This is a genomic window from Oceanobacillus sp. FSL K6-3682, assembly GCF_037976165.1.
Lineage (GTDB): Bacteria > Bacillota > Bacilli > Bacillales > Amphibacillaceae > Oceanobacillus > Oceanobacillus sojae.
Genome location: NZ_CP150263.1, coordinates 2881229 through 2894007 on the forward strand (window position 1 = coordinate 2881229; position 12779 = coordinate 2894007).

Consider the following 12779-nt stretch of genomic DNA (forward strand, 5'->3'; position numbering starts at 1 on the left):
GACGAGTAATCGCAGCCCCAGAAGAAATACACGGAGACTCCTGTGGGAATGCGCAAAACGGAAGGAAGTTCGGTTAAGTTCGCGACATCCTGTCGCAACACCGAACTGACATACGTCCTGTATGCCTCCGCAGGAAAAAAGTGCTCTTCTTTTTTTCGAGGAGGCTGAGCTCAAGCCCACGGAAAGCGTAGTGTATTTCTGGGGTTGCGATTACTCCCCCCATGAAAACCGCTGGAGCGGCTATCCTCAACATTTTATACTTTCTTACTCTTTGAAAAAAGGGTGATAAAAGGCTTCTATCCTCTTATCACCCTCACCTTTTAAAAGATTACTCTTTGGAAGCAGCTTCTTCAGCAACTTCTGCTTCTAATTGGTCTTGTTCAGAAACAGGTTCTTCTGTTTCTTCACCTTGTTTTACTTCCAAAATAGCATCTGCCATTTTTGAAGTAAGAAGTTTCACTGCACGGATTGCATCATCGTTTGCAGGGATAACATAATCGATTTCATCCGGATCACAGTTTGTATCAACGATTCCGATGATTGGAATGTGTAGTTTATGTGCTTCTGCAATTGCAATACGCTCTTTACGAGGATCAATTACAAATAAAGCATCAGGAAGTTTTTTCATTTCTTTAATTCCGCCTAGGAATTTAACAAGACGATCTTTTTCTTTTAATAAATTTACTACTTCTTTTTTAGGAAGCACTTCGAAAGTACCGTCTTCTTCCATTTTTTCAATATCTTTCAAACGATTGATACGTTTGCGAATTGTTTGGAAGTTAGTTAACGTTCCGCCTAACCAGCGTTGGTTTACAAAGAACATTCCAGAACGGATTGCTTCATCGCGCACTGAATCCTGAGCTTGTTTTTTTGTACCGACGAAAAGGATTGTACCGCCGTTTGATGCGATTTCCTTAACGTAGTTGTATGCTTCATCCACTTTTTTAACTGTTTTTTGTAAGTCGATGATATAGATGCCGTTACGCTCCGTAAAAATGTATTTTTTCATTTTTGGATTCCAACGACGAGTTTGGTGGCCAAAGTGTACACCAGCTTCTAGCAATTGTTTCATTGAAATTGCTGCCATAATAAATTCCTCCTAATTGGTTGTATTCCTCCGCATTTATCTTCTTTATAAGAATACTGTCATTTCAGCACCAATCTTATAAATCCAAATGCGTGTGATTTTTATCTAACTAATTTATAGATAGACTATTTACACCAAAAGTTACTATACCATAACCTTCCTATGTAAGCAAGTAATTTCTATGACTTTTTCTGATACATTTTGATAATTATTTCAGCTTCTGTTTTTCCACAGTTTAATTTTTTAGCAATATCATCTATTGTTTCACCATTCGTATGAAGCTGAAGCACTTTTGCTTCTAAGGAGGTTTCTACTTCATCCTGATATGCAGCTGATTGAGGAATTTCAATATCAGGCCATTCCATCTCTGATTGTGCATCATTTTCTTTATTTTCTATTTGAGGCTTTAAAGATTCTGGTTTTACTTTTTCATTATTAAACGGCTTTTTATCTGGCTGCTTCTCTTCCACTAAGAGATTTTGCAATGTCCTGTTTTCCCTCTGAATTTCTTCCAGTGTCTCTTTCAATATCTTTTCCGTCTGTTTATTGCCGCCGGCGTTCTGTCTGTCTTTTAATAATAAATAAATAGCTAAAATGGAAATGCCGTGTAATAAAAAGCTGATCATCCATAATAATGTTGACATATACATTCCCTTCCATACCTGCTTTATATTAAATCTGGCTGATTTTCTGAAGCGTTGTACGTAATTTAACAATACTTCGTTTATGAATTTGTGAAATTCGGGACGTCGTTAAGCCCAGAACCTGTCCAATTTCCGTAAAGGTTAACTCTTCCTGATAAAAAAGACTGATTACAAGCTGTTCTTTATCATTCAGTGACTTGATGCCTTCTATTAATTCCTGCTTCCATTCTTCCTGGATAAGGCGGGCTTCCGGCCTTAAATCCGGTTTATCTGTTACGCTGTAGCCAATGCCTTCTTTGAGGTCATTCTCATGCCCTTTCGGCTTATCTTCAATAGAAAGCATGTTACTCATTACTGCATCCCGTAATGTGGTCTCTACGTCTTGTACAGTCATTCCAGTAATTTCAGCAATATCTTCCGGCTGCGCCTCCCGTTGATATTTTTGCTCAAAAGCTTCACTTGCCTGTTCTACTTTTTTTGTTTTTTCACGGATAGACCGGGGCAGCCAGTCCCCTTTTCTTAAGCCGTCCATAATCGAACCTTTTATTCGAAATGAAGCATATGTATCAAACTTCAAATCACGTTTCAATTCAAATTTGTGCAACGCATCATAAAGTCCAAGCAGACCATAACTGCGTATTTCCTCACGGTCAACACTGTTCGGCAGTTGACTTACAATTCTTTCCGTGTGAAAGGAAACAAGATACATATAGTTTTCAATAAGTATATTTGCTGCTTCATTATCTTGACTGGTCATCCATTTATTCCATAACGCTTGCTCTTGTGAAGGGTCCAATGAACTCAAAGAATGACACGCTCCTTTCAAATCGGTTAAATCGTATAAATATCATGATTGCGTTTTCTAATCGAAAGCCTTGACGTTTCTGGATCAAATTCAATTGTTCTTCCCAGATTCCCGCCAACGTCTGAGGAAACAATTCTTATATTTAATTTCCGAAGTGCTTCCTGTACAGCTTCTATATTTTTGTCACCAATTCGCATAAAGCTGGTTCCCTTTCCAGCTTGAAACATTTGAGCCCCGCCGGCCATTTTAGCTTTAATATCTCTGGCGCCCTGGTCCTGTAACATTTTTAAAAGCTGTGGAATGGCAGTATCTGCATATTTCATAGGATTAGAATTAGCTGCTCTTGCCTGATTAGAGTCTGGCAGTAAAATATGTGATAATCCCGCTATTCTGCGTTTCTCATCGTATAGTACCGTACCGACACAGGAGCCAAGTCCTAAAGTGCGAATCGTATTGGGGTGTTGAACTGTTTTCGTATCTGCAATACCTACATTGACAATCGTTTTTGTAGTAGTCATATTAATTCCATCCTAATTTGGCAAAGAGCTTTTGAAAGGATTCTGGATCAGGAATAAACAGGAAATTACCTTTAATATTTTCATGATTTTCTTCCTCTTGCCTTATTTCCGTATCAATAATAATTGCATAGTCAGTCACTTGAGAAATTTCTAATAGCCCCAATGTCATAATAGCACCTGCCATATCTATTCCCAGATGGGGCACAGAAGGCTGCAGATTCATCCCTGTAAAATCAGATAGTGCTGTAAGATAAGATCCTGTTAAAATATTTCCGATTTCACTTAATGCAGACATAGCAATTTCTAATTCAGTTCCATTTGTTTGTTCAGATAACCGGAATTGATCGTTATGAGTCAGCTTTTGTACCAGATACTCCGCCTCATCAATTTCGACGACAATGGCCATCACACCAGTGATTTCACCTTCTATCTGAAACATTAATCCGACAATGGGCTGTTCCGGGCCGCCAACTAATTCAATGACTTCATTAAAATCAGCAATCTCTACACTTGGAACCATCATGTCTATTTTTTGTCCAAGCAGCATCGACAGAGATGTCGCAGCATTTCCAGCACCGATATTACCTATTTCCTTTAAAATATCCTTTTGAAAAGTAGTTAATTGAAATGCATCCATGATTAATCATCCGTCTCTTTTGTCTTTATTTCTTCTAAATTTAATAACTTATAAATATCTAATAAAATAATAAGACGGTCATCAAAATTAACAACAGAATGCATATATTCTTTTTTAGCCATGCCAATTGTTTCCGGCGGTTCTTCCAAAAGACCGGACGGGATGTCTAAAACGTCATTGGCATTATCTATAATCAAGCCTACCTGCGTATCATCAATTCTGGTAATAATAATCTGGTCATCTGTACCATGTGCCTTCTGTTCCCCCAGGCGAATTCGCAGGTCTATTACAGGAATAATCTTTCCTCTTAAATTAATAACACCTTTAATGTAGCTTTTCTCGTGTGGAACACGGGTAATCGGCAACGATGTCTCGATAGATTCCACAAAGTTCACCGGTAAACCGTATTCACTGCCATTTAAATCAAAAATAATTGTTTTTTCCAGTCTTTCTGTAGTTAACTGTTCTTGTTCCATTCCAATCTATCCCTTCAAGTTATTTAGTCTACAAGATTGCTCAGCTGGCTGGCCATTTGATTCAAAGGTACTTGATAATCAGCTAACCCTTCATTGATAATTGATTTGGGCATTCCATAAACAATTGCCGTCTCTTCTGTTTCAGCAATAGACAATACATGTGGATTGGCTTTTTTCAGCTCTTTCAGACCGAGTGTTCCATCATTTCCCATTCCTGTTAAGACACATGTAATAATTTGATAGTTCTTCAACGCACACAAAGAGCGGAATAAAGTATTTACAGAAGGGCGATGTCCGTTATCTGCCGGTTCCTGGTTTAAAGAGACAATTAACGCCATGCCACTGCTCTTCACTTCCATATGATATCCACCAGGCGCGACATAAACAGTTCCCTTTTTCATTAACTCCCCGTGCTCTGCCTCTTTTACGGTCACCTTACTAATTTGGTTCAACCGTTCAGATAATGATGCTGTAAATCCAGGGGGCATATGCTGTACAACTGCCACAGGTGCACGAAGATTTTTTGGCAAAGCGGTAATCACTTCCTGCAACGCTCTGGGACCCCCGGTGGACGTTCCAATTGCAACTAATCTTTTAACGTTGAGTGATGGCTTCTCAGACAGGCTTATCGGCTGCCGAATATGCTCTATTGGTACATGCTTTTCTGCATTATTTATTTTTTTATGTACTTTGACTGCAGCTGCAGTGTATACTTTATTGCAAATTTCTTTTTCTACCGTTTTTATATCTAATGAAATAGCGCCAGACGGCTTTGTAATAAAGTCAACAGCACCAGTGGAAATGGCCTGGATGGTCTGATCTGCGCCTTTTCTTGTTTCACTGGAAAGCATAACTACCGGGGTAGGACATTGTTCCATAATCTGTTTTAGAGCTTCTAAACCATTAAGCTTCGGCATTTGAACATCCATCGTAATTACGTCAGGATGCAGTTTTTTTACTTTATTTACACCGTCCAAACCATGAACGGCTGTTCCAACAACTTGAAATCTGCCATCCTCTGTTAAAATTTCTGAAATCATTTTTCTCATAAATGCAGAATCATCTACGACAAGTACATTAATCAGAGTCATTCTCTCACCTCTCCATAAAATGTTTTATCCGCTCCATGAAACTGCCAGACTTACGTAAAGGCCCGCTTGTTTGATTTACATAGGTATGCAGAATTGAATCTACAGCTTTAGAAGCCTTTGTTTTCGGATATAGTATAGTATATGGTTTTTGATGCATTACTGCTTTCATAACATTTCCGTCTTCTGGAATGAACCCCAGACCTTGGGCTTCTCCATCTAAGAAACGGTGAATAATGGTATGAAAATTATTTAAAATATTTTGCCCATCCCTGCTATTTCTTGAACGGTTTAAAATAGTGTAAATTGGCATATCTGCCTGATTTAATAAAATATGCTTTATCATCCCATATGCATCTGTAATAGAAGTAGGCTCGGGTGTGGTTACGATAAAGCATTCATCTGCTGACATGATGAAAAATAACGCCGTTTCTGTAACACCGGCCCCCATATCAAACAGAACATAATCATATTCTCTTAATGTCAGCTCCAGCCCTTGATAAAAAATAGCTTTTTTATGCTGATCTATCTCTAAAAAGTCACGCAGACCAGAGCCCCCGGGAACGTAGTCAACGCCGTAGTTGCTTTTTACAATAGCATCTTGAATGGAGATTCGATTATTTAAAACATCTGCTATAGAATGCTTTGTCTGCATACCAAGAAGCAAATCAATATTTCCCATGCCAACATCCAGATCAAATACTAAAATACGATGTTTTTCTTTTGCAAGTTTAATAGAAAAATTCAAAGTGAAATTTGACTTTCCTACACCACCCTTACCGCTGCATATGGCTATCGTTTTCGCTGCTCTGTGCGGAGCAAGCTGGTTTCTTAGTTTTTCAGCCTGATCATAACTCATTGTTCATCACCTGCAATAAAACGACTAAGCTGCTTTATTGTTGGATCGACCATATCCTCCGGAACATCCTGACCATTTGTTATATACCCTATCCGAATGCCTGAATAACTTGATACCGCATTTAGGATATTGCCGTATTGTTCTGTTTCATCCAGCTTTGTCAATATAAGGCCATGTATTCCAATCGCATCAAACTTCCCGTAAATATCCAGAAAATCTTTCGGCTTTGCAGTCATGGACAAGACAAGATAATTTGTTACCTCGTCAGGGTTTATCCAGTCTGCTAAATCGTTTAAGTAAGCATCGTCCCGATAATTTCTGCCTGCTGTATCTACTAAAATCACATCATAGTCCTGTAATTGTTCTATATACTTGCGATATTCTTGTTTATTATAAGCCACTTGTACAGGTATATGAAGAATCTTCGCATATGTTTTCAGCTGTTCAACAGCTGCAATCCGGTACGTATCCAGCGTAATAAACGCTACTTTTTTATTCTCAGCTAGTTGCATCCGTGCAGCAATTTTTGCAATAGTGGTCGTCTTCCCTACACCAGTTGGTCCAACAAATTGAATCACCTTATGATTATAGGTGAAGCCTAATTCCAGACCTTCTAAACGTTTTTCTATCTTTTCGTGAACAGCTTGCTTTAATGTACTTGAATCTTCTTGAGAGGCAGTTCCTGGGTCGTTTCCTTCCTTCACGATATTCAAAGCAATATCAGGAAGTACTTCCTGCTGTATTAAGCCATCATAGATTATCTGTTCCTCTGGCGTTAACCTGAACTGCAGCTGTCTGCTTTGCGCTTCTAACAGTTTATAAACCTGTTCCATTTCTTTAGAACGCGGAGCATCTTTTATTTCTTCCCGAACCATTTCTTTCTTAAGAACAGGAGCTTCCTTTCGAATTGCAGCTTTTTTAGCAGGTTTCACCGGCTCTGGATCATAACCGGCAACAACCTCGATATAATTTTTTTTAAAGAGCCCTAAGATACCGCCTGATTTAATTTGTCTTGATTGTAAAATCACTGCATCTGTGCCAAAATCTTTTCTAACTTGCTTCATCACTTCCGGCATAGATGGAGCTTTATATTTTTTTATTTTCATGCGATATTCACCACCCCAACGCTTTGTACCTCAACAGTAGGTTCTAATTCATTATACGACAATACAACAACTTGAGGTAAAAACCGGTCTAACAATTGTTTTAAATACATCCGGACTGCAGGAGAGCAGATAATAATAGTTGTTTCTTCCTGTAAGGATACTTTTTCAGCTTCTTTATGAATTGCTTGAATAATAGCCTGCTGCTGATCTGGATCTAATGATAGATAATTTCCATGCTCTGTTTGTTGAATATGGTCAGCAATTGCTTTTTCGACTTTGCCGGAAACAGTAATTACCTTTAACAAGTTATCATCTTTCACATAGCTTTTTGTAATTTGTGATGCCAATGCTTGTCTAACGTATTCTCCTAAAACATCAGTATCATTTGTCAATTTAGCAAAATCAGCAAGCGTTTCAAAAATCACTGGCATATTTCGAATAGATACACTTTCTCTTAGCAGTTTTGCCAATACTTTTTGAATATCACCAATAGATAAAGGTTCAGGAGTTACTTCTTCCACTAAAATTGGGTTGGTTTCTTTTAAATGATCGATAAGCTGTTTTGTTTCTTCTCTTCCCAAAAGCTCAAATGCATGCTTCTTGATAACTTCTGTAAGATGAGTGGACACAACTGAAGGTGGATCAACCACTGTATAACCAGACAATTCTGCTTCATCTTTTACATTTTCACTAATCCATTTTGCCGGCAGACCAAAAGCCGGCTCTTTCGTATCAATTCCCTCTACATCATCCTCTAAAAAGTCAGGTGCCATTGCTAAATAATGATCCAGCATTAACTCCCCGCTGGCAACCGTGTCACCTTTTATCTTTAATTGATATTCATTCGGCTGGAGCTGTATATTATCCCGTATTCGGACTACTGGTATGACCATCCCTAATTCAATAGCAAGCTGTCTCCGAATCATAATTACTCTATCCAGCAGATCACCGCCCTGAGATGTATCGGCTAAAGGAATTAACCCATAACCAAATTCAAATTCTATCGGATCCATATTTAAGAGATTTATAACATTCTCCTGCTGTTTTAAAGCAGTTGATTCCGTTTCTTCTTCCTCTTCTTCTGTAACCTCTTCTGGTTCCGTCGTTCTTTTTTCCATCCAATAGCCGCTAAAAGCCAGGAAGGCTGCAAGAAGCGTAGTTAAGAAAAAGTTTATCGGTGTTAGACCAAGCAAGAAAATAGCTCCTGCTGCAATATATAAAAGCTTTGGGAACTGCAGCAGCTGATCTGTCACATCAGCGCTTAAATTACTTCCTCTGGCGGACCTTGTAACAACAATCCCGGTTGCGGTTGAAATTAGCAATGCTGGAATTTGGCTCACCAGGCCATCCCCGACAGTAAGTCTCATAAATAAATCAACAGATTCCTGCATGGACAGACCCATTTGCACAACACCAATAATCATTCCAAAAAGAATATTGATAAGAACAATAATAATTCCGGCTATGGCATCTCCTTTTACGAATTTACTTGCCCCATCCATGGATCCATGGAAATCTGCTTCATTTTCGATTTTTTCCCGTCGTTCCTTTGCCTGACTTTCCGTAATTAAACCGGCATTTAAATCAGCATCGACACTCATCTGCTTCCCTGGCATCCCGTCAAGGGAGAACCTGGCAGCTACTTCAGATACACGCTCTGCACCCTTGGTAATAACAATAAAATTAATAATAACCAAAATAATAAATACGACAAATCCGACTAAAGGATTGTTTCCAATTACAAAAGAGCCGAATGTTTCTACGACTCCTCCTGCATCACCTTCAGAGAGAATGGCCCGGGTCGTTGACACATTTAAAGCTAACCGGAATAATGTCAAAAGCAAAATCAGTGTTGGAAACACCGAAAACTGCAACGGTTCCGTTGTATTCATTGCCACTAAAATAACAACCAATGCAAGTATTATATTAATTAATATGAGAAAGCTTAAAAGTCCTCCTGGCATTGGTATAACCAGCATGACAATTACTAGTATAACGCCTAAGAGAACCGCAATATCCCGGACTTTCATTTCCATTCTCTCCTAACTTCTTACGCTTTTTTCTCCATTTGATAAACATAAGCAAGAACTTCTGCAACCGGCTGAAAGTATTCCTCTGGAATGACTTCGCCAATTTCTGCTGCTGCATATAATGCTCTTGCCAGAGAACGATTTTCTATCATATGTACATTGTGTTCCTTTGCAATTTCTTTGATACGCTGCGCAATGCTGTCCGTTCCTTTCGCAATAATAAACGGTGCCTCTGCCTTTGCTTCATCATATTTAATTGCAATTGCATAGTGGGTGGGATTTGTAATAATAACATCCGCGCCTGGAACTTCACTCATCATTCTTCTTGTTGCTATCTGCCGCTGTTTTTCTTTCATTTTTGATTTAATTAAAGGATCCCCTTCAACATTTTTATACTCATCTTTAATATCCTGCTTGGACATACGAATGTTTTTCTCAAAATCATACTTTTGATACATATAATCTAAAACACCTAAAAAAATTAATAAAGCAATAGCCGAAAATGCCATTATTGCTGTAACCCGTGCAAAGAATCCCAATGCTCCCTCTGCATCTAAAAAAGCTGTCATGAGCATCTGATCTTTATTCATCCAAATTACTGTAAATGTTACCGCACCAACCAATGTAATTTTTAATAAAGATTTTAAAAACTCCACTAACGCACGTATGGAAAAAATCCGTTTTGCTCCTTTAATAGGATCAATTTTTTTCAAATCAAACTTCAAGGGCTCTGTTGTAAATAAGAACCTGACCTGAAGCAGGTTAGCAGCCAAACCGGAAATAATGGCAATCAGCATGATGGGAGCAACCATTAAAACTGCTTGAAGAAATGAATCATTAAACATCGTTTGAATCGAATTATTAGTCACTTCCCAATGAATGTATTCCGTAAATGATTTTTTATAAAATCCTGTCATATACTGAAGTATATAACCGCCAAAAACAAACAAACCGATAAAACATCCAAGCAGCAGGACGGCTGTATTTATATCCTGACTTTTGGCAATCCGCCCTTTTTTGCGTTCATCCTGTCTTTTCTTTGGAGTGGCTTTTTCTGTTTTTTCACCCGCGAAAAATTGTAAGTCTAATGTCAAAAACACATTAAGCACCTCCAAATAAAGCCATTAATTCCACCATTACACGATACATTGCCTCAAAAACATATTGTAATAAGCCTATGTAAAGTGCGAGAAAAACAAGGATTGCTGCAAAGCTCACAAGAATTTTTATTGGCAAGCCGACAACAAAAACATTCATTTGCGGTACCGTACGCGCTACGATCCCCAAAGCAACATCTACTAAAAACAAGCAGCCTACAATGGGGATAGCGATTTGAAAAGCAATGAGGAACATCGTATTAAATGTCGTCAGTACAAGCTCAATAATACTCTCTTCGCCAAATGGGATAAATTGATCTAATGAAATATAAGAAAAGCTGTTCATCATTCCATTTAAAATCATATGATGGCCGTCTACAGATAAAAGAAATAATAACGCAATAATATAAAAATATTGACCTGTCAATGGACTTTGTGCACCTGTTTGCGGGTCTACAACATTGGCAATAGCAAAACCCATTTGGAAATCAATAAAACCGCCGGCAACTTGAATAGCAGATACTAAAATAAACGCAATTAATCCAATACAAATACCGACAAGCGCTTCTTTCACCAGCAGAAATATATATAAATCATTCAGGGCAACATTACCGATGTCCACTGAGGAAATTAAAATGATTGTCAGAAAAAAACTGATTCCTATTTTAAATTGAACCGGAACTGACCGATAAGAGAACAGAGGCATAATTACAAAGAATGCCATAATACGAACAAAAATCAGAATGAATGCCGGAACAAGATTCCAGTTTATAATATCAATCATTCGTACTACCCTATATATTGATTAATATTCATATATAAATTGGAAGTGAATTCAACGATTGTCGTTAACATCCATGGTCCGAAGAATACTAAACCAAGTAACACTGCTAAGATTTTTGGAATAAATGCCAATGTCTGTTCTTGAATTTGTGTTGTTGCCTGAAAAATACTTACAAGTAGTCCGACTGCTAAAGCCAGCAGCAGTAACGGGACTGTTATTAACAAAATTGTAAAAATCCCCCGTTCAGCCAGGGTTAATACCAATTCACTACTCATTGATTCTACTCCCTTCAATGAATCTCATCTAAAAACCACCGAGTAGTGACTGCGTAATCAAATACCAGCCATCCACCAGTACAAATAGTAATATCTTAAACGGCAATGAAATCATTACCGGCGGCAGCATCATCATCCCCATTGACATAAGAATACTTGCGACAGCCATGTCAATAATTAAAAATGGGATAAATATCATAAAACCCATCTGAAATGCTGTTTTTAATTCACTGATTGCAAATGCAGGAACTAAAGTGGTTAAAGGGATATCCTGTACGGTTTCTGGAGGTTCTGCCTCTGTATAACGCATGAATAATTGCAAATCCTTCTGTCTTGTATGCTGTGCCATAAATTCCTTTAAAGGAACACTTGCATTATCATAAGCTTCATCCAAGGTAATCTCCTCAGCAAAGAGCGGCGACAAACCTTGCTCATAGACTTCTGAGAAAGTCGGAGCCATGATAAAGAAAGTCAAAAATAACGCAATACCAATGAGCACCTGATTTGGGGGCATCTGCTGCGTTGCTAAAGATGTACGTACAAATGACAATACAATAATAATCCGTGTAAAGCTGGTCATTAAAATTAAAATTCCCGGAGCCAGAGAAAAAATCGTTAATAACAGCAATAGCTTCACTGATGTTGCTATATTCGTTGGATCAGAACCTGAAAATATATCTATAAATTCATTCATTTAAATCGTCCTTATGCTTCTTAATAAGATCTTGGCGATTTTTGCGGATTGACTGCAGCTCCCTAGTAAGTAATTGATTAAAGGATTTGTCAGATGACTTACTAGATTTTTCATTTTTTCCTTTTGAAAATAAGGATAAGGTATCCGGATTCTTTTCTTCCGATTGATCAATCAGCTGTTCAATCGTTTCAGGATCATCGATTTCCTCTAACAGCTCCACATTATCTCCAACACCAATAAGATAATATCTGTTTCCAACACGGATAATTTGCACAGATTTATTTGCTCCTACAGATACTCCACCCACATTGCGCAGGAGGCCTGGCTGCTGATTAAACCCATTTCTTTTTCCTAAAAGCTTTAATACGATATAGACTAACCCCAGTACCAGAGCCAGACCAACAATTAACCGGACAATTTGCCAGCCCATCGATGTATTTGAAGAATCATCTTCTATCAAAAATCCACTGTCATTTTCCAGGATACTGTCTTCCTCATTCGTATCCGGCTGCTCATTATCCATATTTTGTTCATCGTTACACTCCTCACCATTTTCAAGGCAGTCTAACACATTTGTTTCTGCGCTTATACTGACCGGGAGCAATATAAAAAACAACACTCCCGCTCCCAGTACAAATATACGCCATGATTGCTTCTTCAATCTCGTCAACTCACTTTT

At 38.2% G+C, this 12779-nt stretch carries 15 protein-coding genes; all 15 read right to left on the reverse strand.

Annotated elements, in window-relative coordinates; translation table 11 throughout:
- Window positions 1–328: 328 nt before the first annotated feature.
- The 15 genes from rpsB to fliO all read right to left on the reverse strand — a co-directional run bounded on the left by rpsB (window position 329) and on the right by fliO (window position 12761).
- Window positions 329–1087, reverse strand: a complete 759-nt coding sequence (gene rpsB, locus MHH51_RS14400) for a 30S ribosomal protein S2 (protein ID WP_077601189.1) — start codon at window positions 1085–1087, stop codon at window positions 329–331.
- 179 nt (window positions 1088–1266) lie between these two features.
- Window positions 1267–1731, reverse strand: a complete 465-nt coding sequence (locus MHH51_RS14405) for a hypothetical protein (protein ID WP_147209527.1) — start codon at window positions 1729–1731, stop codon at window positions 1267–1269.
- Window positions 1732–1759: 28 nt separating this feature from the next.
- On the reverse strand, window positions 1760–2536 hold the full coding sequence (locus tag MHH51_RS14410) for a FliA/WhiG family RNA polymerase sigma factor (RefSeq protein ID WP_339282371.1): 777 nt from the start codon (window positions 2534–2536) through the stop codon (window positions 1760–1762).
- A 26-nt stretch (window positions 2537–2562) separates the two neighbouring features.
- The gene (locus MHH51_RS14415) at window positions 2563–3054 is read right to left on the reverse strand and encodes a chemotaxis protein CheD (RefSeq protein ID WP_147209529.1); all 492 of its coding nucleotides are present in this window, start codon (window positions 3052–3054) and stop codon (window positions 2563–2565) included.
- A 1-nt stretch (window position 3055) separates the two neighbouring features.
- Complete coding sequence (locus MHH51_RS14420; RefSeq protein WP_339282372.1) at window positions 3056–3691, reverse strand: chemotaxis protein CheC; 636 nt, start codon at window positions 3689–3691, stop codon at window positions 3056–3058.
- Between the two features lie 2 nt (window positions 3692–3693).
- Window positions 3694–4167, reverse strand: coding sequence for a chemotaxis protein CheW (locus MHH51_RS14425; protein WP_147209531.1), 474 nt, complete (start codon window positions 4165–4167; stop codon window positions 3694–3696).
- Between the two features lie 23 nt (window positions 4168–4190).
- Window positions 4191–5258 carry a chemotaxis response regulator protein-glutamate methylesterase gene (locus tag MHH51_RS14430; RefSeq protein ID WP_339282373.1) on the reverse strand — a complete coding sequence of 356 codons (1068 nt, stop codon included), beginning with the start codon at window positions 5256–5258 and terminating at the stop codon, window positions 4191–4193.
- Window positions 5259–5262: 4 nt separating this feature from the next.
- Window positions 5263–6114 carry a MinD/ParA family protein gene (locus tag MHH51_RS14435; protein WP_156986086.1) on the reverse strand — a complete coding sequence of 284 codons (852 nt, stop codon included), beginning with the start codon at window positions 6112–6114 and terminating at the stop codon, window positions 5263–5265.
- Window positions 6111–7220, reverse strand: coding sequence for a flagellar biosynthesis protein FlhF (flhF, locus tag MHH51_RS14440; RefSeq protein ID WP_147209534.1), 1110 nt, complete (start codon window positions 7218–7220; stop codon window positions 6111–6113). Before flhF ends, MHH51_RS14435 begins: the two co-directional genes overlap by 4 nt.
- Entirely contained in the window at window positions 7217–9250 is a 2034-nt protein-coding gene (flhA, locus tag MHH51_RS14445) for a flagellar biosynthesis protein FlhA (protein WP_147209535.1), read from the reverse strand. The genes flhF and flhA overlap by 4 nt, the downstream gene beginning before the upstream one ends.
- A gap of 20 nt (window positions 9251–9270) precedes the next feature.
- Complete coding sequence (flhB, locus tag MHH51_RS14450) at window positions 9271–10350, reverse strand: flagellar biosynthesis protein FlhB (protein ID WP_339282374.1); 1080 nt, start codon at window positions 10348–10350, stop codon at window positions 9271–9273.
- A gap of 1 nt (window position 10351) precedes the next feature.
- Window positions 10352–11131: a flagellar biosynthetic protein FliR gene (gene fliR / locus MHH51_RS14455; RefSeq protein WP_339282375.1), complete on the reverse strand. Its 780-nt coding sequence runs from the start codon at window positions 11129–11131 to the stop codon at window positions 10352–10354.
- 5 nt (window positions 11132–11136) lie between these two features.
- Window positions 11137–11406 carry a flagellar biosynthesis protein FliQ gene (gene fliQ / locus MHH51_RS14460; protein ID WP_040980134.1) on the reverse strand — a complete coding sequence of 90 codons (270 nt, stop codon included), beginning with the start codon at window positions 11404–11406 and terminating at the stop codon, window positions 11137–11139.
- 28 nt (window positions 11407–11434) lie between these two features.
- Window positions 11435–12100 carry a flagellar type III secretion system pore protein FliP gene (gene fliP / locus MHH51_RS14465; protein ID WP_077601177.1) on the reverse strand — a complete coding sequence of 222 codons (666 nt, stop codon included), beginning with the start codon at window positions 12098–12100 and terminating at the stop codon, window positions 11435–11437.
- Complete coding sequence (gene fliO, locus MHH51_RS14470; RefSeq protein WP_198048623.1) at window positions 12093–12761, reverse strand: flagellar biosynthetic protein FliO; 669 nt, start codon at window positions 12759–12761, stop codon at window positions 12093–12095. Before fliO ends, fliP begins: the two co-directional genes overlap by 8 nt.
- Window positions 12762–12779: the final 18 nt, after the last annotated feature.

What these genes read in the sequence shown, in the direction of transcription:
- rpsB (WP_077601189.1), bottom strand. Translation starts at nt 1,087, where the DNA reads ATGGCAGCAATTTCAATGAAACAATTGCTAGAAGCTGGTGTACACTTT.
- MHH51_RS14405 (WP_147209527.1), bottom strand. Translation starts at nt 1,731, where the DNA reads ATGTCAACATTATTATGGATGATCAGCTTTTTATTACACGGCATTTCC.
- MHH51_RS14415 (WP_147209529.1), bottom strand. Translation starts at nt 3,054, where the DNA reads ATGACTACTACAAAAACGATTGTCAATGTAGGTATTGCAGATACGAAA.
- MHH51_RS14420 (WP_339282372.1), bottom strand. Translation starts at nt 3,691, where the DNA reads ATGGATGCATTTCAATTAACTACTTTTCAAAAGGATATTTTAAAGGAA.
- MHH51_RS14425 (WP_147209531.1), bottom strand. Translation starts at nt 4,167, where the DNA reads ATGGAACAAGAACAGTTAACTACAGAAAGACTGGAAAAAACAATTATT.
- MHH51_RS14430 (WP_339282373.1), bottom strand. Translation starts at nt 5,258, where the DNA reads ATGACTCTGATTAATGTACTTGTCGTAGATGATTCTGCATTTATGAGA.
- MHH51_RS14435 (WP_156986086.1), bottom strand. Translation starts at nt 6,114, where the DNA reads ATGAGTTATGATCAGGCTGAAAAACTAAGAAACCAGCTTGCTCCGCAC.
- flhF (WP_147209534.1), bottom strand. Translation starts at nt 7,220, where the DNA reads ATGAAAATAAAAAAATATAAAGCTCCATCTATGCCGGAAGTGATGAAG.
- flhA (WP_147209535.1), bottom strand. Translation starts at nt 9,250, where the DNA reads ATGAAAGTCCGGGATATTGCGGTTCTCTTAGGCGTTATACTAGTAATT.
- fliR (WP_339282375.1), bottom strand. Translation starts at nt 11,131, where the DNA reads ATGATTGATATTATAAACTGGAATCTTGTTCCGGCATTCATTCTGATT.
- fliQ (WP_040980134.1), bottom strand. Translation starts at nt 11,406, where the DNA reads ATGAGTAGTGAATTGGTATTAACCCTGGCTGAACGGGGGATTTTTACA.
- fliP (WP_077601177.1), bottom strand. Translation starts at nt 12,100, where the DNA reads ATGAATGAATTTATAGATATATTTTCAGGTTCTGATCCAACGAATATA.